Origin of the sequence: Moraxella osloensis (assembly GCF_001553955.1) — a bacterium.
Lineage (GTDB): Bacteria > Pseudomonadota > Gammaproteobacteria > Pseudomonadales > Moraxellaceae > Faucicola > Faucicola osloensis.
Window position 1 is genome coordinate 1,260,618 of sequence record NZ_CP014234.1, and the last position, 23,834, is coordinate 1,284,451.

The window sequence follows — 23,834 nt, forward strand, 5'->3', positions numbered from 1 at the left end:
CAATAGAATATCATCAAATTTAGTCAACTTTTATGACAATCTATGTTTTATGACAATCGATGAAACCGCCCTCAACTTGACTAGGCGAAGATTGCTAGACACAGATACCCATCAAAGATACCCAGCTGACTGAAAGTTGGATTTTTGCGTTGCTTATTTTGTAATTGTCCCAATTATGCTATTGTTTAGTGTGAAACAGCTAGATGGAATTTTTACTGATTTTTGAAGACTTGTCTAGGATTATTGTGAGCTTTTCATGACAAGGTTACAATAAAGTTTTTGCAAATTTGACCGCCAATGTGCCACTCTTAACGTCAATGATAGGATTGATATGCTGACACAGTTAACCTTACAAAATTTAGCCCTCGTCACCAATGCTGAGGTTGAGATGAATGCTGGATTTAACATTATCACTGGCGAGACAGGTGCTGGTAAATCACTATTGCTTGACGCCTTGACCTTGTGCGTGGGTGGTCGTAGTGACGCAGGTTTGATTCGGCATGGACAGACCACGGCAGACGCTTTTGCAGAATTTAATATCGGTCAATTACCCGAAGTCATGGCATGGCTTAGTGAGCAAAATTACCCATTTGAAGACGATACGCTGCTGATTCGCCGGCAACTTGCTAACCAAAACGGTGCGCTTCGTAGTAAAGCTTGGCTCAATGGCATGCCCATTAGTATGAATGAGCTTAAAACCTTGGGTGGGTTACTGGTCAATATTCACAGCCAACATGCCCAGCAAAGTTTGCTGCGTCCGCAGTTTGTGATGGAATGGCTTGATAGCGCCACGGGCTTAAATAGCCAAGCAAACGACGTAAAACAGGCTTTTTTGCAGTACGAACGCCTTAAATCACAAGCCGCCCAGCACGCCAAAGACGAGCAATTGCGCCAGCAGCAAATTCAGCTATTGAGCAATCAATTAGCCGATATTGAGCCAATTGCCACTGTCTTATACAGTGAACTTGAAGCTGAATACGATGAATTATCTAACCTTGAAAACCTCATGCAGCAAGCCGCCTTGTCGGTGCAATTACTGGATAATGACAGTGATGAGCCCGATGTGGTAAGCCTGCTTAATCGGGCGATTAAACTGTGTGAAGCGCAAACCGAGCTTAGCCAAACCTATGCGGATTGCGTTGAACAGTTGTACTCAGCACATACCCAAATCGCTGAAGTGGCTAGCACTTTGAGCAATTATGCCGAAGGACAAAGCCTTGACCCCAAGCGGTTAGCGTTACTTGATGAGCAGTTATCGACGTTCCACCGACTCGCGCGTAAATATCACACCACCCCTGAAAGCCTTGTTGAAGACAGCCAAGCCTGGCAACAGCAATTAGATGATTTGCAATCGGTGATGTCGCCTGAAGCAATGGCAGAGCAAATTGAACAAGCTTATCAAGCCTACTTGCAAAAAGCCCAAGCGTTGGATGACAGTCGCCAAGCCAATGCCACGACATTAGCTGAAGCCCTAGTTGCACGGTTAAAAGCATTGGCATTGCCCAATGTGCAAGCGGCATTTGAATTTACCCCACTTGATAAACCACAAAGTATCGGGTTATCGCAAATCGATTTGCTATTTAGTGCCAATGTCGGCATGCCGATGCAACCGATTCACAAAATCGCCTCAGGCGGTGAATTATCACGGCTAGCCCTTATCATGCAAGTCATTGATGCGCAAGGGGTTTGCCGTAATACGATGACCGATATGGCAACCACCACCCGTCAGTTATTGGTATTTGATGAAGTAGATGTAGGTATCAGTGGTGGCACGGCGCAAGTGGTAGGCGAGTTACTGCGTGAGCTGGGTGAAGAACAACAAATCATTGCGATCACTCACCAATCGCAAGTCGCGGCACAAGCCCATCAGCATATTTTGGTGTACAAAACCCAGCAAGAGAAAGCCCAGTCTCACTTAAAAATCCTGTCGGGCGATGACCAAGTGCAGGAATTAGCGCGCATGTCGGGCGGGGTCAATATCACCGAAGACACGCTCAAACACGCGCGCAGTTTGCTAGCAAGTCGCCGTGTCAGTTAATTTAACATTGCTTGTCGCTTTTAATGTTTATCGCTTTTAATGCTTATTGTTTTTAATGTTTGCCGCTTTTAAGTCGCTTTTAATTAGGTATGCCACTGAATGTCAAAAAACCAAAATCTTACTAACCATTTTTTGATAGCCTCGCCCAATATTGACGGCGGGATTTTCTATCAATCTTTGGTCTATATTTGCCGTCAAGACCAACAAGGGACGTTAGGGCTAGTCATTAACAAACCCATCGAAACCAGCAACGTTGCCAAACTGTTTGAAGAATTAAATATTGATGTGACAATCAGCGACTTGCACCGAAAATTACCCTTAGATGGGGGTCCTATGAACCCGGAAGTTGGGTTTGTGCTCCATACTGGACAGCCCGATTGGGTCTCTTCGTTTGCCATCACCGAAAACGTCTGTATCACCACTAGCAAGGATATTTTACAAAGTATCGCGGGTGGTCAAGGCGTTGAGCATTTTGAGCTTTGTTTGGGTCATGCCAGCTGGGGAAAAGGGCAGCTAGAAGAAGAAATCAACCAAGGCGATTGGTTTGTTTTGCCGGCATCAATGGGGCTACTATTTGATATCGACCATCAGACTCGCTGGCAAGTTGCCGCTCAGCAGTTGGGTGTTGATTTTAACAAACTGAGTACGGATATCGGGCATGCTTAACCTAACTATGGCGCAAGATACCCATCACATCCATACCATCGAAACGGTGATGGGGCTTGATTTTGGCATCGCAAAAATGGGTATCGCCTTGGGCAATACCTTAACCCAGACCGCAAGCCCGTTGATGCAGTTTAAAATGGATAATGGCAAACCCAATTGGGATGAATTGCTAAAACTTATCGAGTCATGGCAAGTGAGTACCATCATCATCGGTTTGCCGCTGAATGTGGATGGCACTGCATCTGAGCTTGGCAATCGTGCCAAAAAATTTGCTCGTAGGCTCAAGCACCAGCTCGAAGAAGCGCATCGACCACGCCCGATTATTTTGGCGGATGAGCGCTTAACTAGCCGTGAAGCCAAAAGTTTGGCTTGGGAATATGGGCTAATCAAAAGTGACAAAGAGCCGATTGATAGTATCGCCTCGGCAATTATGCTTGGCAGTTGGCTTAGAAGTGGCGAAGGGGCGCTGTTATCATGACTCAATTGAATGCACCTGCTACGCCAACGACCAAAGGCTTTTCTGCCCCTGTTCTTGGCTTGATTGAGCACGCACAGCGACTCAACAAATGGTCAATTTATCTGCTTTATTTGGCAATTGCGCTATTTTTATTATTTGGTACCCTAAAGAGCTTGTCACAGTTTAAGGACAGCCAAACGATTTATACTTTGTTTCATTGGGTGCCTTATGGACTCGTTGGACTGACCATACCGCTATCATGCTATGTGGCGTTTATTTTATACCGTTATCGTTTAAGCCAGCCGAGCATGCTTGCGCTGTGTATCGGTATGGGATTTGGCTTGTTTGTTATCAGTAGCTATGTCGCTCTAGCCGCCTGGATTGGGGTGGCGTTTATGTTTAAAGCCAATTTAACCCGTTTTTTTAATTTTATCCAAGAAAGTCCACAAACAGAGACTCAACATGCCTGATGCCAATTACCAACTCGATACCCAAGGGCTGATTTGCCCAGAGCCGATTATGCTGCTGCATAAAACTGTTCGTAAAGCGCAGTCAGGGGAAGTGATCCATGTCATCGCCACTGACCCTGCGACCACGCGCGATATCCCCAATTTTTGTCGTCATCTGGGGCATGAACTTATCGAGCAGCAAGACATCATCAACCCGCAACAACACCAAAACCCTGATCCGTATGCCAATGTGTATCATTACTGGATTAAGAAAAAAGCTGGTTAAAAAACGCCCCCTTACCCCGAGATTTCAAGTCATTTATGTCCCAAGTCGCCGCGCGCCAACCTCGCCAAGTCAAAGCCTTACACCTTCATGATGAGCCCAGTTATATTCAGCAGTTTCGCCAAGAATTGCTAACCCGAGGACTTGCCACCAATACGCGCAATGCTTATATTCGTGACTTGATGCTGTGTGAAGCCACCTGTAGCAAAGCCATCACCCGTTGGGACGCCAGTGACGTGTTAGCTTGCCTAGCGGCGCTCTATAAACAAGGCAAAACAGCGCGCAGCCAAGCGCGTGCCTTATCATCCCTTAAACAGTTTTTTTTATGGCAAATCAACGCCAATCAACGTGATGACAACCCGTGTGAGCATATCAAGACCCCAAAACTTGGCCGCGCGCTGCCCAAAGATTTATCCGAAAGTGATGTCGATGCCCTACTTGCCAGCCCAGATACATCGACCCCATTGGGCATGCGTGACCAAGCCATGTTTGAAGTGCTCTATGCCTGCGGGCTGCGTGTCTCTGAGCTTATTCATTTGTCGCTCAGTGAAGTCAATCTCAATGCGGGCTGGTTACAGGTTACCGGTAAAGGCGATAAGACTCGGCTAGTACCACTTGGCGAAGTGGCGATTGATGTATTGACCGATTATTTGACCGTAGCGCGACCGCAATTATGTATCATGAAAAATGGTCGAGAAAGTCGCTGCCAAGCGGTATTTTTGACCCAACAAGGCGGCTACATGACCCGCCAAAACTTTTGGTATGTCATTAAACGCTACGCCAAGCAAGCCGGCATCGAAAGCGAAATTTCTCCGCATACCTTACGTCATGCCTTTGCTACTCATTTGCTCAATCACGGTGCTGACTTGCGCAGTGTACAGATGTTATTGGGTCACAGCGATTTATCAACCACCCAAATCTATACCCATGTGGCTACGGCAAGACTGCAACAGCTACATCAGCAGCATCATCCGCGCGCTTAAGGCTGTTTGTTTATAGACAAATTTTTTGAAACCCATAAATCATAAAATCGGTCGTGAAGCCCATTGACCCTGCTTGCTGGCAGCGCTCGATTAATGCTTCACGTCTGGCTGGCTGCGCCCGAAACGCATAGGGCGTCATCGTCAATAAATCTTGTAACTGCATAGCGGTAAGCGAAATCGTGGTTTCCACCCGCGTTTGCTTAACCAACTCAAAATACGGTGCTAATTCATCGATAAATTTGTCTGAGTCGTGCGCCACGATTTGTTCAAATAGCCCATCACGCATCTCAATCAAGTGATTGACGGCAGGCTTGGCAATCACTACAAAACCCTGATCGCTGACCAACCGATGAAATTCATCCGCCAAAATCGGGCTAAAAATACTGGTCAACATACTCACCGCCTGACTGGCCAATGGTACTTGCGAAGCAGATGCCACTAAGCAATATTTTTGTGTGGTCGTGCTAATTGGTTTAAGTCGTTTGGCCGTAGCAAGTACGGCAGGTTTGCTGATATCAAGCGCGACTAACTTGCTTGGGTTAAGCTGTAAAAATCGCTCAGTGTAATATCCTTCGCCACAGCCAATGTCTAGCCAATTTACCGATGTTTGGGAGGATAATAGCCCTTTGCAAAAGTCATACAGCCCATCTTGCAGCGACTGATAAAACCCCGCTTGCAGAAAACGACGACGCGCCATAATCGACTCATCACTATCGCCAGGGTTTTTGCTATGCTTATTTTGCACCGGCAGTAGATTCACATACCCTTGTTTAGCGACATCAAAGTCATGTTGCCGCTGCTGCGGATTTTCACCGCTGCATTGCCAAACTTTTTCACCCACCTTTAGCGGACTTTGGCAGATCGGGCAGCGAAAATTTGCAGAAAATGTCGAAGGGAATGCCACCATAAAAATATCTCAAAAAAGCTTTTAAAAACCCAAAGCGTGTAACCCGCTGTAACTGCGCAAAATCAGTCGTCTATCAGACTTTGCAAAATCATAATATCTTCATGCACTTGAGCCATTTTTGGCTGCAGTGCCTCAGGTATTTTTAATGCCAGTGCTGAATCTGCTATCGGATGCTGCTGTGAGGTGTCCGCTGCTCGCAGCGATGGCAAGTCAATGTTTGACACATCAGGGATGGTAGGAGCCGCTAGCTTAGCATTGGTATAAGTATTTAGGAATGACTGTAAATTTTTCACGCCCGTCTTTTTATCACAGCATTTTTTGCTTAATACAGTTTCAGCGGATGGTGCGTCTGTACTGGCAATAGCGCTTGCCAACGCTGCAACAGGGGTGCTAGATTGTTTGAAAATTTGCCCTAGCGGCACATCGCAGCTAATCCAGCCTTTTTCAATCAGTTGTTGTAAATCTAACTTAGACAATAAATTGCTCACCGCTTGCTCGCCCAAGCTAGTATTTTCTTTAATCAATAAGATAAACTGGCGTTGTCTAAGCGTCATTTCAACCGTGTTAAGCGCTTGTTTGCCTGCCTCACTACAAGCTAGTGTAACAGGGATTTCATTGATAGTTACTTTCAACACACACCTCCTTATTGTGACAGTGCTCTGCTATATCAGTGGCTTGTCATCAAAATTCCTGCATATAATTTAGTCATCACCATAGAAAAATTATAACATATTTAATTTTTTGCACATGCGCAAATAAATACAGACAAAAAAAATGACATCCAAAGATGCCATTTGATGCAAAGCGCCGTTAGCGAGCGTAGCAAAGTTAGCAAAGTTAGCGAAGTTTTAACGTCATCAGCCCTAAAATAACCAAGACAATGGTAATAATCCAAAAACGGGTAACCACTTGGGTTTCTTTCCAGCCGCCTTCTTCAAAATGGTGATGCAGCGGCGCCATGCGAAAGATGCGTTTTTTACGCAGTTTGTAAGAGCCTACTTGTAGCATGACCGATACCGCTTCTGCCACAAATAAACCACCCATGATGAACAGCACAATCTCTTGGCGCGTCATCACGGCAATGGTGCCAAGCATTGCGCCTAACGCTAATGCACCAACATCACCCATAAACACTTGGGCGGGATGCGCATTAAACCATAAAAACCCTAAGCCCGCCCCGACCATGGCACCACATACGACTGTCACATCGCTATTATAAGCAATATAGGGCACGTGGAGATATTCAGCAAAGCGAAAATCCCCTGACACATAAGCAAACACCCCTAAACCTGCGGCGACCAACACCACAGGAAAAATGGCGAGACCATCCAAACCATCGGTTAAGTTGACCGCATTTGAGGTGCCATTAATCACAAAATAGGTAAAGATAATAAATGCCAAACCCAATGGTACAGCGGAGAAAGGAATCGACACGTTTTTAAACAGCGGAATCAGTAAATCTTGCATGGCGTGAGCTGTCGCCACATGCGGCTGCTGACTGGCAATCCAGTACAAGGACACACCCACAAATAAAGCGCCAACTGACAACCAAAAATATTTTTTGCGTGCAATCAAGCCTTTTGGGTCTTTATATTTGATTTTTAGCCAGTCATCTGCCCAGCCCACCGCGCCAAAAATCACCAACACCACCATCAAAATCCATACGTAAGGGTTGGTTAGATTCGCCCACAGTAGCGTGGTCACCAAAATACTGCCTAAAATTAAAATCCCGCCCATGGTGGGTGTGCCTGTTTTGGCAAGGTGACTCTGTGGACCATCGTTACGAATGGCTTGTCCATATTTGAGCGCACGCAGCCGTTCAATGACGCGGCCACCAAATACCATACTGATACCCAGCGCAGTCAGCACCGCTAATAAAACGCGTAAGGTCAGCGATGACACAGCCGAAAATGGGGAATAAAATTGGCTTAGCCATTCAAATAACCACAATAGCACGAGTGGACTCCTTAGGGGGTTCTGGGTAAAAACAGGGGCTTAAGGTCCCTGTCATTATCATGATAAGATAAATAAAAATTTGCTGTGAAAACTATCTATAAAAACTGTCTCACGTTGACTCATCATCAAAAACCCATCATGAAAAGTTGACTATTTTAAGTAAAAATTTACAAAAAATCAGCCAATTTTTATCAAATGGCTGATGAAAGCGCTGTTTTTAGTTAGGATGGCTGACCGGTTAACTCGTCCATTACCTGCTCCATCATCATATAGCGTGAGCCTTTAAACAAGATATGCCAGGCGTCATCACTACTCGCTAACTTATCTTTGATCGCCGCAAGTAGGGTGGCTTTATCTGGATATGCCTGTGCTTGCATGCCGTATGCTTGCGCTTGCGCGACGGTAACAGGCGTCAACTCCCCCACCGTATACAGCACAGTCACGCCAGAGGCGGCAATAGCCTCACCGAGCTTGCGATGCTCCTCCTGCGCGGCATCACCCAACTCACCAATATCGCCCAACACCAACATGGTAGGCGCACCTTGGCTCACCAATACTTGCGTAGCAGCAACGACGGCACTGGGATTGGCATTATAAGTATCATCAATTAAAGTATATTTGCCAAACTCAATAAAATTGAGTCGACCTTTGGCAGGTTTGGCGGCATCAAGTCCTTTGGCAATATCATCAATCGACAGCCCCAAGGCTTGCGCACAGGCCGCAGCGGCTAAGGCATTGCTGATGTTGTGTTCACCTGCAAAGTTTAAAGTGACGTTTTGACTCTCGATTTCATCAATGTCAAAATTGAAATTTAGGCTAAAGGTACTGGTATTACCAACTTCTACATCATCGGCAAACACATCGCCCATCAGTAGCACCGTATCTTCATCTGTTAAGCCAATTTCTTTGGCTTGTTGCATATCCACGCCAGCATCCGCCAAGGACACGTCACGCTCGCCAAAGGTTAGAATATTTTGGGTAAATTGTTGGGCATTACTGAATAGCGTATCAAAATAATCATCACCAAATGGCACAATCGCTGTACCTGTGTCACTTAACCCTTGAAAAATCTCAGATTTGGTCTTGGCGATATTATCACGCCCGCCAAACTCCCCCAAATGTGCCGTGCCGATATTGAGCACACAAGCGACATCGGGCTTGACAAGCTGGGTGGTATAAGCAATCTCTCCGACATGATTGGCGCCAAGCTCCATCACGGCATAGCGATGGTCATCGGTCAGCTCTAGCAGCATCATCGGCACGCCCAAATCATTGTTGAGATTGCCGCGGGTGATAAGTGTCGGCGCAATACGGTTTAAAATACTGCCGAGCATTTCTTTGGCGGAGGTTTTACCGCTAGAGCCTGTAATCGCGACGACTTTTAGATTGGGATGTTGGTCACGGCGATAAGCACCTAATTTGCCGAGTGCCAATTTTGTATCAGTCACGATAAGTTGCGGCAAGTCACTTTCGACTGCACGGCTGACAATCGCTAGGACCGCGCCTTTATCTTTGGCAGTTTGTACATAATCATGGCCGTCAAAGTTGTCGCCTTGGATGGCTAGAAAAATATCGCCTTGTTCGATTTTGCGGGTATCGGTGATAATTCTTGTCGATGTCTGGGTAAAATCACTGTGAAAGGTTGGGTTTAGGTCTTTCACCGCTTCGGTTAAGTTGGCAGATTGCCAAATATATGCAGTCATTGGGGTCTCTTTATTGGGGTCTCTTTATAGTTTATTACTAGCGAATCTTGTCATCTTGCCCATCATTGCGCTTGCGTCTTGCCAACGTCAGTAAGATTGATGGCATGATTGGGGCGCACGGCTTGCCCTGCATTGGACTGGCTTTGGGCATGACGGATTAGGTAGATTTTTTTCATGATGCTAGGCTAAGTTATTTGCCAAATTTGTCAATGGCATTTTTTACCACCACTTTATCATCAAAATCGTAGCGTACCCCTTTGATTTCTTGATAGGTTTCATGCCCTTTGCCTGCAATCACCACGATATCGCTAGGCTTGGCATGTTGCACCGCATATTCAATCGCCTTTTGACGGTCTGGCTCGATAATGGCTTGATAGTGCTGCTCACAAGTCATGCCCGCTTGCATATCGTTCAAAATCGCGTTGGGGTCTTCACTGCGTGGGTTATCGGCAGTCAAAATCACTTTGTCAGCTAGGCGAAGTCCTGCTTGCGCCATCAGGGGACGTTTACCCTTATCACGGTCGCCACCACAGCCAAATACTGCCCACAGCTCACCTATACAATGCGATTTTAAACTGGTCAACACCTGCTCTAGCGCATCTGGCGTATGCGCATAATCCACGATAAAACAGCTGCTGGTCGATGGCACCCGATCCATACGACCTGTGGCGCCGCGAAGCATTGGCACTGCCGCTTGGATTTGCGACACACTCAATCCCATCGCGGCACTTTGCGATAACGCTAAGGCGCCTGCGATACTCGCTAACAAATTGGCCACATTAAATCGCCCTAATAATGGACTGTTCACCCTTAATTCACTTTGTGGCGTGACAGCTTTTGAAAGAGCAATGATCAAATCACCCCCTTGCAAACTAGGCAGAATAGTTTTGGCAAAAAAATCGGCTTGGTCATTGGTCAAACTATACGTCCACACGGTTAAATTAGAGGCGTTGGCTGCCTCAATCATCAATTCACTAAATTCATCATCTAAATTAATAATCGCGTGAGTGAGGGTGGGAAAATGTGCTTTATCAAACAGTCGCGCTTTCGCCTGCGCATAATCGTCCATGTCAGTATGATAGTCGAGATGATCACGACTTAAATTGGTAAATATCGCCACGTTGACAGGGACGCCTTGCAAGCGCTGCTGGTGTAACCCGTGAGAGCTGGCTTCAATGGCTAAGGCTTGTACGTCTTGCTTGGCAAAATCATCAATGGCATGGTGTAGATTAAAGACTTCTAGGGTGGTGTGGGTACTTGGGGTAAGATTGGGCTGCCCTTTTTCACCAAGCACGCCATTACCTGCCGTGCCCATGACCGCAGTTTTGATGCCCGATTGGCTGATAAGCTGGGCGACCAGTTGGCTTACCGTGGTCTTGCCATTGGTGCCTGTCACCGCGATGACCGCAGGCAACTTGGTGGGATGTTGCTGTTGCAAACTGGTTTGAATGAGAGAACCTAAAAAATCACGAATGGTGGGCAAATAAATAATCGGCAACATAAACTGCGACTGGATCGCGGATACATCAATTTCTGATAACACAAACGCCGCTTTGTCTGCGACTTGGGCAAGATAAGCTGCAACTTTTTCTAAATCGATGCTGTCGGTCGCGTTTTGACTTTTAAGCAACACAAATACATCGCCCTGACCCACTTGACGGCTATCGACCACAAACTGACCAAATGGTTGGTTCATGACAGGGTTTAACAGTTGTCGCACGCTTTCTGGTAGCGATAGCGCAGACATCATCGGTTGCAACGTAATCATAGCTTTTTCCATAGGGTTGTTATAAGTCATTGACACTTTCGATGCTGGCGGCAGTGGTTTCTTTACCCGATAGCGGCTTGTCAAACGGTACATTGTACAAACGCAAGGCTTCTTTCATCACACTGCGGAACACGGGTGCTGCAACTAAACCACCAAATTTGTGCACACGCGGGTCTTCAACCATGATGGCGACCACAAAACGTGGGTTGGAAGCAGGGGCAATACCGACAAACGCGGTGCGGTATTGGTCATTGTAATAACCGCCTTTGGGATTGGTGCGTCTTGCCGTACCGGTTTTACCCGCCACACGATAGCCATCGATGGCGGCTAAGGTTGCCGTACCACCAGGCTCAGTGACTGACGTCATCATGTCGACAATGGTAAGTGCATCGCTGGTTTTGATGACTTGCTTGGCAGCAGGTTTGGCAAAAGGGACGGAGACATTATTGGTACTACTGCTATTAAGCGCGTTATCACGGGTACTTTTAAGCAGCGTCAACGGATGCATCACGCCACCTGCACCTAACACACTGTAAGCTTGCGCAAGCTGCGCCAGCGTGACTTGTAGACCGTAACCGTAAGATACAGTTGCGCGGCGTGCGATTTCGTTTTGCTCAGGCGTTGGCACTAGGCCTGCGGACTCACCGGGTAATTTTAGGTTGGTTTTTGCGCCAAAGCCAAAGGCTTTTTGCGTATCACTCATCGCGGTGGCAGGCAAAGAAAGGGCAATTTTTGCTGAGCCGATATTACTCGATTTTTGCAGTAGGGTACGCAGACTAATGGTACCTAAATTGCCATGGTCACGAATAGTATACCCTTGCACCACCATGCTACCTGGACTGGTATTAATCAGTGAGTTGGCATTGTATTGTCCTGACTTTAAACCCGCGGCAACGGTGATGGGTTTCATCACCGAACCGGGTTCAAATACATCCATCACCGCATGGTTACGCTGGTTTTCATTGGACAAGCTATTTAAGTCATTGGCGTTAAACGACGGCCAGTTGGACATCGCCATCACTTCACCGGAGTTGACATCGACAATCATGCCCGCTGCCCAGCGCGCTTGCTGTACACGTCCGACTTTTTCAAGCTCTTGGTACAAGATGTATTGTAGCCGTGAATCAACGGTTAATTGTAAATCCTTGCCAGCGACTTCAGGTTTGACTTGTTCGATTTCTTTAATGCTGTTGTTTTTGGCATCACGCATGACCATGACTTCACCATCTTTGCCCGATAGCATGTCATTAAATACGCGCTCTACCCCAGCTTGCCCTTGATAATGCGTGCCATCTGTCATGTTGGTACGCGCCATAAAGCCCAATAAGTGGGCATTGGGCTGTGGCTGTGGGTAGTAGCGCTGATAAAACGTCTCGGTACTGACCCCAGCAAAATTGGCATCAATGAGCGGCTGTGCCGCTTCAGGTTGCACATTTTTCATCAATGGAAAATAATGCGACCCTGCGCCCGTGGGCAATACGGCTTTTACCGCCTCTTTATCGGCAAGATTGATATTGTCATTGATACGCACCGCATTTTTAAATTCGCTGACACTAATGCCTGTCAATGCCGAAAGTTTGGCTAAATCCATGTTTTGCAAACGTTTTGCAACCCGCTCAAGCTCACGACTGACTGATTTACTCGGTTTAGACTTTTGCAATTCTTGCTGGCGCCCTTTGAGCTCATAGTATTCCACCGCATAATCATGCGGGCTAAAATACGCAGAGGTTAATGGCGCTGAAATCGCAAGCGGCATGTTATTGCGGTCGGTGATCATCCCCCGGTAAGAAGGCTCTTTTTTGACGGTGGTAATGAGCGAATTACCTTTACCTTGATAGTAGGACTTATTAATGACTTGGATGTATGCCAATCGCCCAAAAATCGCCACAAATACCAGCCCCATCGCTATCCAAATGGACTTAAAGCGAATGGCATCTTCTTCAATACTGCCTTGGCGTGAGGCACCACTACGACGCTTTGACGCATTGATTTTAGGGGCAGTGACTTTGAGCACAGGCACTTTGGTGGGTCGCCCTGACATGGCATTGGCAACTTTGGTGGGTATCGATTTTTTATTGCGAGTAGTCACGCGGTTGCCTCATCAATGCTGGTTTTCTGGATTGATAGCTGGAGTATTTGACTCGTTGCTGCTGGCGTCACTAGTAAATACCGTGACTTTGTTGTCGTGAATAATCATACGATCGGACAAGTTAGGGTAAAACATATTGAGTTCAGTCACCGCGCGCTTGGTCACTTGCGGGGTAGCGCTAAAGGTTTGCTGCTCAATCAGCATACGTTGGTGTTCCATTTGCAGCTGGCGAAATTGTTTTTTGAGTTTTTGCAGCTCGCCATATTGTTGGTGATAAGTTTGGATTTGCTCGACGACGCTCACCCCTGTCCACAAAATCGCAATCACTAATAGCATCATCGCAACCGTATATAGACTAACGCCGCGATACTCAGTATCGAGCATCTCGCTAATACTGGCACCCAAGCCTTCACTGCTTTTTTTCATCGTCGTATTATTTTTTACCGTAGCTTCTTTATTTTTGGCGGAGAAAAGACGCGTTTTTTTCGGCGAATTTTGGTTATCGCGGCCATTTGACATGGGGTCACTCGTCATGGGAGGCAGGGGCTGAGATTTTGGCATTTTTATATCAAAGAGCTTTTTATATCAAAGAGCAGGGTATCAAGGTAAAACAAGTCATTATAACGCAACCCATCTAAGTTTGGTTAATGCAATCGTTTTTTATTGTCTGTTATAAATATCATGTTACAAAAACGGCGATTTTTACAGTCGGGTGGCGGAACGAAGCCAAGCACTTCTGGCGCGCGGGTTGGTTTTTATTTCCGTATCCAACGGGGCGACACGCTCAGGTTTAGATAGCAGTTTTGGGCGTTTGGGTGGCATCGGCAAATTGGCATCTTCAGGATATTGACCTTTACTGTGTTTTTGCAAAAACTGCTTGATGATGCGGTCTTCTAGCGAATGAAAACTAATCACCGCCAAGCGTCCCCCTACGTTAAGCGCCATAAGCGATTGATCCAAAAAGCTGTCAATATCACCGAGTTCATTATTGATAAAAATACGCATGGCTTGAAAACTTTGGGTGGCAGGGTGCTTGCCTTTTTGCCAGTTGGGATGCGCCTGTTTGATGGCTTCTGCCAGCGCTAGGGTAGAATCGTAGTGGTCCATTTGTTTGATTGCCCTTGCAATACGGCGGCTGTGTCGTTCTTCGCCATAGTTATACAGCACATCGGCAAGCACGGTTTCATCCACGCGTTTTAACCATTGGGCGACCGATTCGCCACGGGTGGTATCCATGCGCATATCGACCGCACCATCGCGCATAAAGCTAAAGCCGCGGCTACCGTCATCCAGCTGCGGCGAGGACACGCCCAAATCTGCCATAATCCCATCGACCTGTTCAATCCCTAATCGCTGCAGATTTTCTTGCAGCTTGGCAAAACTATCATGAATCACTATCACGCGCGCATCACTGGCTGCCAATGCTTGTGCCGTTTGTATGGCTTGGGGATCTTTATCAAATACGAGCAGACGACTGTCTTTATCCAAATAAGCTAACAGCAATCGGCTGTGCCCGCCGCGCCCAAATGTCGCATCGACAAAGGTGCCGGTTTTTTTGACGGTTCCTGTTTCTAGCTCCGCTACAGTTACATTGAGCACACTTGCCACCGTTTCTTTTAGCAAAACAGTTTCATGGATAAATTCAGGTGCGCTAATGGTCATAACAGGCTCAATGGGACAGTAAGAAAAAACAAATTCGCTAAACAATCGCTAGGGTGAAAACAACTAAAAATCATACTTTATCTAATCCCCTATTATCGCTGAAGCAAGCCTAGGGTCAAGTAAAATCATAACCTTGACGAGGTTTTTATGTTGACTTCCTCCCCTTGCTAAAGCAAGGGGATTCCTTCTGCAAGACGGTCAAGCCCGACCGCAAGAATGTTCTTACTGGCATTAATATCTCTATCATGCCATGTGCCACACGAAGCACATATCCATTCTCTTATTCCAAGCGATTTTCTACCTTTCGGACTATTGGCGGTGATTTCACCGCAACACGAACATCGCTGGGTCGTGTATCTCTCATTCACGATTTCAAAACGGCAACCTGCGTTCTCGCATTTGTAGGTCAGTTGTCGTTTCAGTTCAAACCAGCCTGCATCGTAAACCGATTTGGCGAGTTTGCCTTTTTTACTATTAAATTGATTACTCTGAATATCACCGACCACGATTAGCGCATTATCTTTAACTAATTGGGTGGTGAATTTATGGATGAGGTCTTGGCGTGTATGTTTGATTTTGGCATGAATCGCTTTGACACGTTGTTTGTTTTTAGCTCTTTGAGCAATGGCTAAATCTTTGGCATATTTGAGCGTTTGCTTGATGGTGAGTTTGTCACCGCTTGAGATAGTGGCACTGTCTTTAAGCCCTAAGTCAATGCCTACGCTACCCGTTCCGCATTGTGTCTTGGGGTAGTCTTTGACGGTGATACAGGCATACCAACGGTTACGGCTGTCTTGTACCAATTCGCATGTGTTGATTTGGTATAGGCTAAGGTTGTAGCTGTCCCATAGGTCGATGATTAGCTTTTGCCCTTTGGCTAGGCTTAGTTGCAAGGTGGATTTTAAGCCTTTTTTACCTGTTTGGTGTGTGGCGATGTGTTTGATGGCAGATTGTTTAAACGGTAGCCAGCCTAATGATTTACGTTTTGAATTTGGGTTGTTGGTTCGCCAGTTTAGTTTGGCTTTTTTGAATTGGCGACGCGATTTGGCGTGGGTTTCATTGATGGCTTGAATGGTTTGCGAGTGTAAACCAAGTAACTCACCGCTACCTTTGGTGTATTCGTTTAGGTCGTAAGCACTAAAGAATTTGCCAGTACGCTTAAGATGCTCATAGCTTAACGCATTAACGTAGTTCCATACGAAATTAACCAAACCACTTAGGCGGTTAAGCTTTGCTGTGTATTTATCTCGTATGCGTAGCTTGAGTGTTTTCATGCAAATTATTTTAGCAAAATTTATGCAAGCGTTATAGTGTACAAGTTGCCTTATATCCACCGCCTAAAGTCGGTGGTTTTACGGCAACGGCTGATAAAACCGTCGTTAATACTCGCCATCGCCAGTATTAAAGGAGCGCCTAATCGTCATAGCCATTAGGGTTTTGGCTTTGCCAACGCCAAGTGTCGGTACACATACGCTCGATATCAAACTCGGCTTGCCAGCCCAACAGATGCTTGGCTTTATCACTACTGGCATAACAACTGGCAATGTCGCCAGGTCGTCTTGGCGCTATGCTATAAGGCACGGGTTGACCGGTAGTTTTGATAAAGGCATTGACCAATTCTAATACAGATGTCCCTTTACCTGTACCCAAGTTAATCGGCTCAAATCCGAGCTGGGTTTGCTGTTCCAAATACTGTAAAGCGGCGACATGCCCTTTTGCCAAATCAACCACATGGATGTAATCTCGCACGCCTGTCCCATCCACAGTATCATAATCATTGCCAAACACGCTTAATTGCGGCAGCTTACCCACTGCCACTTGGCTGACATACGGCATCAAATTGTTTGGAATGCCATTGGGATTTTCCCCTATGGTTCCGGTATGGTGGGCACCAATGGGATTAAAATAGCGCAGTGAAATTAATTGCCAATGGTTATCTGATTTTGCCAAGTCTTCGAGCATATATTCAATCATCAGCTTGCTTTGCCCATATGGATTGGTGGCAGAACGCGGTGAGGACTCGACAATCGGCAAGGCTTCTGGGTCGCCATAGACGGTTGCGGATGACGAGAAAATCAAGTTTTTGACATTGGCTTGCGTCATCGCATCCAGTAAGTTCAGCGTGCCTGCGACATTGTTTTGATAATACCACAGTGGCTTGGCAACCGATTCACCGACCGCCTTTAGCCCTGCAAAATGAATCACCGCAGTGAAATCATGCGCGGCAAAGGTTTTGGCAAGCAGCTGTGTGTCCAAAATATCGCCTTCGATAAATTCAATAGGCTGCCCTACAATTTGTTGGACGCGCGCCAGCGAAGTCTGGCTACTATTGGATAAATTATCATACACCACAGGGGTGAATCCTGCGGCAATTAGCTCAATTAATGTATGTGAGCCAATATAGCCTGCGCCGCCAGTCACTAAGATTTTTTTGCTTTGATTGGTCATTGTTTTGCCTATTTTTTACAGCCTATACCCGTATAAAAACCCACGAGCTGCTGAATTTGTGGTTCGGTTAACGTATTTTTTGCATCAAAAATGGGTAATGCAATGTTATTTAAACGATTGATATCTGGTTTGATTGGTAGCGACCAATTGACAATAAACAACGCTTGCACTTGCGTGAGCGGCGCATAGGCATCATCGGTCAATGAAAACAGCGGATGATTACCGTATAACTCTAACAATTCTTCTTTGGTATTGTTGGCATACACAATCGTCTTGATATTGTATGACCATAATAATTTAATCAGTGGATGAAACGCTGAATGGGTGGTGCGTCCGGTACCATTACGATAGCCTGAGCCCCAAATCATCACCGTTTTATTTTCGATAAAGCCATCAAAATATTGCCAAAATTCACGGAAAATCAGTTCTTTTTGGTCTTCATTAATCGATTTTACCGCCTCAAGCAATGATGTCTCTACTTGATTGTGCTTAAAGCCATCAATCAAAAAATCCAATTCTAGCGGTAATGACTTACCACCAAATCCCCAACCTGCTTTGAGATAATCTTTACCAATGCGTTTATCAAGCCCAAGGATTTGCTCGACTTGTTTGATATTGACCTGTTCACTGGCGGCGAGACGTGCCATTTCATTCATGAAAGACAAACGTGTTGCCAGCATTCCCATGATACTACTACGCGCAAATTCTGCTGTTTTGATATCGGTAATAAAGTGCTTGTCACTTTTTTCAATAAAAAATAGCAAAATGTTGTTGTGCGCGCTACTGCCTTGCGTTTTTTCACCAATCAGTGCCAAATCGGCTTGGAAAAAAGAACTAAAATTCGCCCCATCTTTCATAAAAATAAACGGAAGATAATACACCCAAGTAGTCGTCAATTTGCGCGCGAATTGTTCAATCTCACCAATGGCTTTGACACCGCTGATGATAATCTGGGTCGTTGGGTTAAAGTGAAATGAGCCAAATTGCGCAAGCGCCTGCGCTGATACACCATCGACAAACAACCAAATATCATCTGCGCTGACATAGGCTGAAAAATCATGGGTTGGCAAAGGCTGGGTAACGATGTTGCCTTGAGATTGGTACAACTGCCACAGTAGCACCATCTGCCGATCAAACTGGTAATCATTCATGACCTGCTGAAGGCTATCATCATCGGTCAATAGCCTGACTTGGTATTGAAGGGTGGCAAGCAAAATACAGGCATTGATTGATTCATTGGTACTGCCAATTACATATACAGTTTTTGTCATTGTTTTCTTCTTTTATCCCTATCTATCATCAGCTTGCAAAGGTTGTTTTAATGGTATTTAGCAACTGATTGGTTGAGCTATCAAATGGCTGCGCTTGTTGCGGCGATAATTCTTGCGTTGATACCAAGGCATCAAAGACGGCATTAGCCATCACTTTACCCACTTCAACCCCCCACTGGTCAAATGGGTTAATCTGCCAAATGACTGACATAACAAATACTTTGTGTTCATACAGCGCAATCAATGACCCTAACGTTCTTGGGGTCAGCTGTTTGAGTAGAATGGTCGTTGATGGCTGATTGCCGCGATAATGTTTGAATTTATCCACACCATTATTGCTGTCTTTGATGGCGGCATTGCCAAACGCCAGCACTTGGCTTTGCGCTAAGCAGTTGGCAAGCGAAAGTCCATGCTGCTCAAGCAAGTTTTTATTGATTGTTTGGGCATCTGCGTAGCGTTTGATGGGCGCAATAAAATCACAACTGACTGCCTGTGTGCCTTGATGCAGCAACTGATAAAACGCATGCTGGGCATTGGAGCCAATATCACCCCACAAAATCGGACAAGTACTGTAAGCCACTGCCTCACCTTGGCGATTGACGGATTTACCGTTACTCTCCATCTCAAGCTGGGTTAAGTAGTTGGGGAAAAAAGATAACCGACCATCATAAGGTAACACCGTATGGGCATTAATGTGCAAAAACGTACTGTTCCAAACACCGAGTAGCCCTAACAACACAGGCATGTTTTGAGTAAAATCGGCGGTGGCAAAATGCCGATCCATCTCATAGGCACCTGCTAGCAATTCATAAAAATTGTGCATGCCAATTTTTATGGCAATCGCCAGTCCAATCACCGACCACATAGAGAATCGACCCCCAACCCAATCCCAGAGCATGAGTTGGTTATCGACATGAATACCCCACTCTGACATCTTATCGGCTTTGGTAGAAATCCCAATAAAATGACGACGCAAAATAGTGGCTTTGTTATCATGACTGGCTAACAACCACGACATCGCCGTCTTGGCGTTGGACAGCGTATCAATGGTGGAAAATGATTTCGACGAAATAATAAACAGCGTGGTTTGCGGATTTAATACCTTAAGCAAACTATCAAGCTGGGTGCCATCCATATTGGAGACAAAATGCACACTGATAGCGGTATCTGTCCATTCTTTTAGGGCTGTTGTTGCCATCACTGGCCCTAGATCTGAGCCGCCGACGCCGATATTCACGACATCGGTGATTGCCTGACCAGAATAACCACGCCAGATCCCATTACGAATCCGCTCTACCAACTTTTCCGCTTTTTGTAAGCTGGTATGCACCTGCTCAATGACATTGATACCTTCGACCCAAACTTGCTCACCTTGTGGCTGTCTTAACGCGGTATGCAATGCCGGACGATGCTCAGTATCGTTCACGATTTCACCTGTCATCAGCCGATGGATTTGTTGCGCTAACTCACGCTCATTTGCCAGGGTGATTAAATTGCTAAGCACAGCTTCATCAATTTTTTGTTTACTAAAATCCATGATCATGTCGCACGCAGCAACGCGGTACTGTGAGCCGCGATTGGATTGTTGGCTAAACAATTGATTAAGCGTGGGCATACTATCTGCTTGGATAGACAGTGTTTGCCATGTACGATTCGCACTTGTATCGGTTGACATTCGTCTATGACCCTATATTAATTTGCTGTATGTTGAAATGCTTCAATACCCAATTGGGTGGCAAAATAACCCATGGCTTGTAAGTAGCTATTCATGTCACCTGCATCAAAGCTATTACCCACCATGCTAACCACGTCTACCCCTTGCGTGCTAATGAGCGCATCAATGGCATCGGTCAGCTGAATTTCCCCACCCACACTTGGCTGCGTGTTGGCTAGATAATCAAAAATAGCATTATTAAACACATAGCGCCCAACGACAGCCAAGTTAGAAGGCGCATCCTCAGCTTTGGGTTTTTCCACAAACCCCGTCACAGCAAATGACTGGTTTTGTCCAGACTTTGCTACCATTTGTGTGCTGGCTAACTTGGCAATGCCATATTTAGAAATATCACTTTCTTTGACTGGATCAACCAATATCTGTGAATGCTGCTGCTTGGCAAACTGCTGTAGCATGTAGGCTAAATTCTGCTGAGTATAGTCAGTATTATAAGGGTTTAAAATCACATCCGGTAATAGCACAGCAAACGGTTCATCACCTACAATGGCACGGGCTTGCAACACAGCATGCCCTAACCCTAACGGTTTGCCTTGGCGTACACTGGTAACCGTGACCCCTGCAGGTAGCCAGTTTAAACTATCTGCTAGCGCCGCTTTGCCTTTACCGCGTAACTGGGTATCAAGCTCGCTATTGATGTCAAAATAGTTTTCAATGGCGGTTTTTTGCGCATGATTGACCAAGACAATATTGGTTAAACCTGCGGCAATCGCTTCTTCAACGACGTATTGAATGGCTGGTTTATTGCCAAGTGGTAGTAACTCTTTTGGCACGGCTTTTGATAGTGGTAACATACGCGTGCCAAACCCTGCCACAGGAATAACAGCGTGAGTGATTTTTGTCGACATAGTGACTCTTAATAACACAAGTTGTTCAAATAATTTACATCAAGCTTAACATATTTTTATGGCAAATATTTTTTCTGCCCGAATATTTTAAGGGCATTATTCACATTGATTGAGGGTATTTTGCTAACACCAGCGTTGGCTAACACCAGCGGATAATAAAAAAGCAGATAACCCAATAATTATCTGCTTTTGATTAGTCAAAATAGCGGATGATTACCAACCAGTGACTTCTTTTACTTTTTCACCGATTTTTGAAGGGTCACGGGTATAAGCAATACCAGCCTCTTCAAAGGCTTTGAATTTTTCTTCCGCCGTACCTTTACCACCTGAGATAATCGCACCGGCATGTCCCATACGTTTACCTTTTGGTGCTGTAACACCTGCGATATAACCAATGACGGGTTTAGTCACGTGGTCTTTAACGTATGCAGCCGCTTCTTCTTCAGCCGTACCACCGATTTCACCGATCAATACAATCGCTTCGGTTTGTGGGTCGTCTTGAAGCAATTTTAATGCATCGATTTGGTTCATACCTGGGATTGGGTCACCACCGATACCGATACAGGTTGATTGACCAAAGCCAAGTTTAGTGGTTTGGGCAACCGCTTCATACGTCAATGTACCAGAACGCGAGATGATACCGACTTTACCTTCTTGGTGAATGTGACCTGGCATGATACCGATTTTGCATTTACCTGGGCTGATGACGCCTGGACAGTTTGGACCTACCATACGGATGATTTCTTCGCCCTTGGCTTGTAGGTCAGCGTTGACGTTTTCTAAGTAACGTTTGGCTTTTAGCATATCTAGGGTAGGTACGCCTTCGGTGATGACCACAATCAATTTTACGCCAGAGTTAATCGCTTCAACGATTGAGTCTAATACGAATGGTGCTGGTACAAAGATAACAGAGGCATTGGCACCCGTGGCTGTTACTGCCTCATTCATGGTATCAAATACTGGACGGTCAAGGTGGGTTGTACCGCCTTTACCTGGGGTCACACCGCCAACGATGTTGGTACCGTAAGCAATTGATTGCTCTGAGTGTAGGGTACCGTTTTTACCTGTGAAACCTTGCACTAATACTTTAGTGTCTTTTCCAACTAATACGCTCATTGTTTTTCCTTTTACTTTTTATGTTTGATTTAAACGATTAACCAGTAGGGCACATAGCCCCACTCGCTCATGCCTATACTTTCTTCATTAGGCATTATTAACCGCATCAACAATTTTTTGACCGGCTTCAGAAAGACCTTCAGCAGGAATTAATTTAAGACCTGAATCACGTAGAATTTGTGCACCTTTTTCAGCATTATTACCTTCAAGACGCACAACCACAGGTACGGTAACGTTGACTTCTTTCACCGCTTCGATAATCGCTTCGGCAATCATGTCACAACGTACGATACCACCAAAGATGTTGATGAGTACGCCTTGGACTGATTTGTCTTCAAGAATCAATTTGAACGCTTCGACCACACGTTCTTTGGTCGCGCCGCCGCCTACGTCTAGGAAGTTGGCAGGTTGACCGCCGTATAGTTTGATGATGTCCATGGTTGCCATCGCAAGACCGGCGCCATTCACCATACAGCCGATGTTACCTTCAAGCGCAACATAGTTTAGGTCAAATTCTGAAGCTTTTAATTCACGCTCATTTTCTTGTGATTTATCACGTTGTTCAGCAATTTTTGGTAGGCGATAAAGCGCATTTGAGTCGATGCCGATTTTGGCGTCAACACAGGCTAATTCACCAGATTTACGAACCGCTAATGGATTGATTTCAAATAACGCAAAGTCATTTTCCGTAAAGGCTTTATAAGCCCCTGTCATCAATTTGGCAAATTCGTTGATTTGTTTGTCTTTTAGACCCAGTTTGAAAGCCACTTCACGAGCTTGGCAAGGTTGTAAGCCCACTAGTGGGTCAACCTCTACTTTCAAGATTTTTTCTGGGGTTTCTTCGGCAACTTTTTCAATTTCCACACCACCTTCAGTTGACGCCATAAATACCACACGACGGGCTGAACGGTCTACGACTGCACCTAAATACAATTCAGTTGCGATTGGATACATGTCTTCGGCGATAAGTACGCTGTTAACAGGTTGACCGTTGGCGTCAGTTTGGTAAGTTACCAAGTTTTTACCAATTAATTCTTCAGCAATTTGTTTGGCTTCTTCACGCGTTTTAGCGATCTTTACACCGCCCGCTTTACCACGCCCACCAGCATGTACTTGGGCTTTAACAACCACGGCACCGGCATTGCCTGCCATTTTATCAAACGCTGCTGCGGCTTCGTCGCCATTTTTAGCGATGATACCTTCTTGTACGGGCAATCCATAGCTTTTTAATAATTCTTTGGCTTGATACTCATGTAAATTCATGAATTTATCCTCTCGGTTTTGGTTTACATTGTTTTAAAATTATTTTTGAATAGTGTGGTCAACAGTGAGCTAACATGTTTGATAATCTAGTTAGCTCACTTGCTTTATCCAAACTATTGACGCTTAAACTAGTTAGTCCATTTACTTGTAAACTAAGTTACTTGTGAGTCAAGTTACTTGTGAACTAAGCTACTT

At 45.5% G+C, this 23,834-nt stretch carries 22 protein-coding genes; 6 read left to right on the forward strand and 16 right to left on the reverse strand.

Annotation, left to right across the window (positions count from 1 at the left end):
• Window positions 1-331 precede the first annotated feature (331 nt).
• From recN to xerD, 6 genes are all read left to right on the forward strand, one after another.
• A complete protein-coding gene (gene recN / locus AXE82_RS05510) occupies window positions 332-2,038 on the forward strand; it encodes a DNA repair protein RecN (RefSeq protein ID WP_062332308.1) in 1,707 nt (568 codons plus the stop codon).
• 99 nt (window positions 2,039-2,137) lie between these two features.
• Window positions 2,138-2,704, forward strand: coding sequence for a YqgE/AlgH family protein (locus AXE82_RS05515; RefSeq protein WP_062332311.1), 567 nt, complete (start codon window positions 2,138-2,140; stop codon window positions 2,702-2,704).
• A complete protein-coding gene (ruvX, locus tag AXE82_RS05520) occupies window positions 2,697-3,182 on the forward strand; it encodes a Holliday junction resolvase RuvX (RefSeq protein WP_065252164.1) in 486 nt (161 codons plus the stop codon). The genes AXE82_RS05515 and ruvX overlap by 8 nt, the downstream gene beginning before the upstream one ends.
• Complete coding sequence (locus AXE82_RS05525; RefSeq protein ID WP_062332315.1) at window positions 3,179-3,631, forward strand: hypothetical protein; 453 nt, start codon at window positions 3,179-3,181, stop codon at window positions 3,629-3,631. Before ruvX ends, AXE82_RS05525 begins: the two co-directional genes overlap by 4 nt.
• Complete coding sequence (gene tusA, locus AXE82_RS05530; RefSeq protein ID WP_050324895.1) at window positions 3,624-3,896, forward strand: sulfurtransferase TusA; 273 nt, start codon at window positions 3,624-3,626, stop codon at window positions 3,894-3,896. The genes AXE82_RS05525 and tusA overlap by 8 nt, the downstream gene beginning before the upstream one ends.
• A gap of 35 nt (window positions 3,897-3,931) precedes the next feature.
• Window positions 3,932-4,876 carry a site-specific tyrosine recombinase XerD gene (gene xerD, locus AXE82_RS05535; RefSeq protein ID WP_062332318.1) on the forward strand — a complete coding sequence of 315 codons (945 nt, stop codon included), beginning with the start codon at window positions 3,932-3,934 and terminating at the stop codon, window positions 4,874-4,876.
• Between the two features lie 10 nt (window positions 4,877-4,886).
• On the opposite strand, the gene AXE82_RS05540 is transcribed toward xerD, so the two are convergent.
• The 16 genes from AXE82_RS05540 to sucC all read right to left on the reverse strand — a co-directional run bounded on the left by AXE82_RS05540 (window position 4,887) and on the right by sucC (window position 23,639).
• The gene (locus AXE82_RS05540; RefSeq protein ID WP_062332322.1) at window positions 4,887-5,783 is read right to left on the reverse strand and encodes a putative RNA methyltransferase; all 897 of its coding nucleotides are present in this window, start codon (window positions 5,781-5,783) and stop codon (window positions 4,887-4,889) included.
• A gap of 62 nt (window positions 5,784-5,845) precedes the next feature.
• A complete protein-coding gene (locus AXE82_RS05545) occupies window positions 5,846-6,418 on the reverse strand; it encodes a hypothetical protein (protein ID WP_062332325.1) in 573 nt (190 codons plus the stop codon).
• 202 nt (window positions 6,419-6,620) lie between these two features.
• Complete coding sequence (mraY, locus tag AXE82_RS05550; protein WP_050324892.1) at window positions 6,621-7,739, reverse strand: phospho-N-acetylmuramoyl-pentapeptide-transferase; 1,119 nt, start codon at window positions 7,737-7,739, stop codon at window positions 6,621-6,623.
• A gap of 221 nt (window positions 7,740-7,960) precedes the next feature.
• The gene (locus tag AXE82_RS05555; RefSeq protein WP_062332328.1) at window positions 7,961-9,442 is read right to left on the reverse strand and encodes a UDP-N-acetylmuramoyl-tripeptide--D-alanyl-D-alanine ligase; all 1,482 of its coding nucleotides are present in this window, start codon (window positions 9,440-9,442) and stop codon (window positions 7,961-7,963) included.
• Between the two features lie 62 nt (window positions 9,443-9,504).
• Window positions 9,505-9,618, reverse strand: a complete 114-nt coding sequence (locus AXE82_RS12100; RefSeq protein WP_115304574.1) for a histidine phosphatase family protein — start codon at window positions 9,616-9,618, stop codon at window positions 9,505-9,507.
• Between the two features lie 14 nt (window positions 9,619-9,632).
• Window positions 9,633-11,210, reverse strand: coding sequence for a UDP-N-acetylmuramoyl-L-alanyl-D-glutamate--2,6-diaminopimelate ligase (locus tag AXE82_RS05560; RefSeq protein WP_065252166.1), 1,578 nt, complete (start codon window positions 11,208-11,210; stop codon window positions 9,633-9,635).
• Between the two features lie 19 nt (window positions 11,211-11,229).
• On the reverse strand, window positions 11,230-13,299 hold the full coding sequence (locus tag AXE82_RS05565; protein WP_101965082.1) for a peptidoglycan D,D-transpeptidase FtsI family protein: 2,070 nt from the start codon (window positions 13,297-13,299) through the stop codon (window positions 11,230-11,232).
• Between the two features lie 12 nt (window positions 13,300-13,311).
• On the reverse strand, window positions 13,312-13,818 hold the full coding sequence (gene ftsL, locus AXE82_RS05570) for a cell division protein FtsL (protein WP_228140526.1): 507 nt from the start codon (window positions 13,816-13,818) through the stop codon (window positions 13,312-13,314).
• A gap of 183 nt (window positions 13,819-14,001) precedes the next feature.
• Window positions 14,002-14,961, reverse strand: a complete 960-nt coding sequence (gene rsmH / locus AXE82_RS05575; RefSeq protein WP_062332338.1) for a 16S rRNA (cytosine(1402)-N(4))-methyltransferase RsmH — start codon at window positions 14,959-14,961, stop codon at window positions 14,002-14,004.
• Between the two features lie 167 nt (window positions 14,962-15,128).
• Entirely contained in the window at window positions 15,129-16,235 is a 1,107-nt protein-coding gene (locus AXE82_RS05580) for an RNA-guided endonuclease InsQ/TnpB family protein (RefSeq protein WP_062332341.1), read from the reverse strand.
• Between the two features lie 139 nt (window positions 16,236-16,374).
• A complete protein-coding gene (galE, locus tag AXE82_RS05585) occupies window positions 16,375-17,409 on the reverse strand; it encodes a UDP-glucose 4-epimerase GalE (protein ID WP_062332357.1) in 1,035 nt (344 codons plus the stop codon).
• An 8-nt stretch (window positions 17,410-17,417) separates the two neighbouring features.
• Complete coding sequence (locus tag AXE82_RS05590; RefSeq protein ID WP_062332360.1) at window positions 17,418-18,680, reverse strand: UDP-glucose 6-dehydrogenase; 1,263 nt, start codon at window positions 18,678-18,680, stop codon at window positions 17,418-17,420.
• A gap of 28 nt (window positions 18,681-18,708) precedes the next feature.
• Window positions 18,709-20,355, reverse strand: coding sequence for a glucose-6-phosphate isomerase (gene pgi, locus AXE82_RS05595; protein ID WP_082741422.1), 1,647 nt, complete (start codon window positions 20,353-20,355; stop codon window positions 18,709-18,711).
• 17 nt (window positions 20,356-20,372) lie between these two features.
• Entirely contained in the window at window positions 20,373-21,260 is an 888-nt protein-coding gene (locus tag AXE82_RS05600; protein WP_062332362.1) for a UTP--glucose-1-phosphate uridylyltransferase, read from the reverse strand.
• Between the two features lie 213 nt (window positions 21,261-21,473).
• Window positions 21,474-22,376, reverse strand: coding sequence for a succinate--CoA ligase subunit alpha (gene sucD, locus AXE82_RS05605; RefSeq protein WP_062332365.1), 903 nt, complete (start codon window positions 22,374-22,376; stop codon window positions 21,474-21,476).
• Between the two features lie 87 nt (window positions 22,377-22,463).
• A complete protein-coding gene (gene sucC, locus AXE82_RS05610) occupies window positions 22,464-23,639 on the reverse strand; it encodes an ADP-forming succinate--CoA ligase subunit beta (RefSeq protein WP_062332367.1) in 1,176 nt (391 codons plus the stop codon).
• Window positions 23,640-23,834 lie beyond the last annotated feature (195 nt).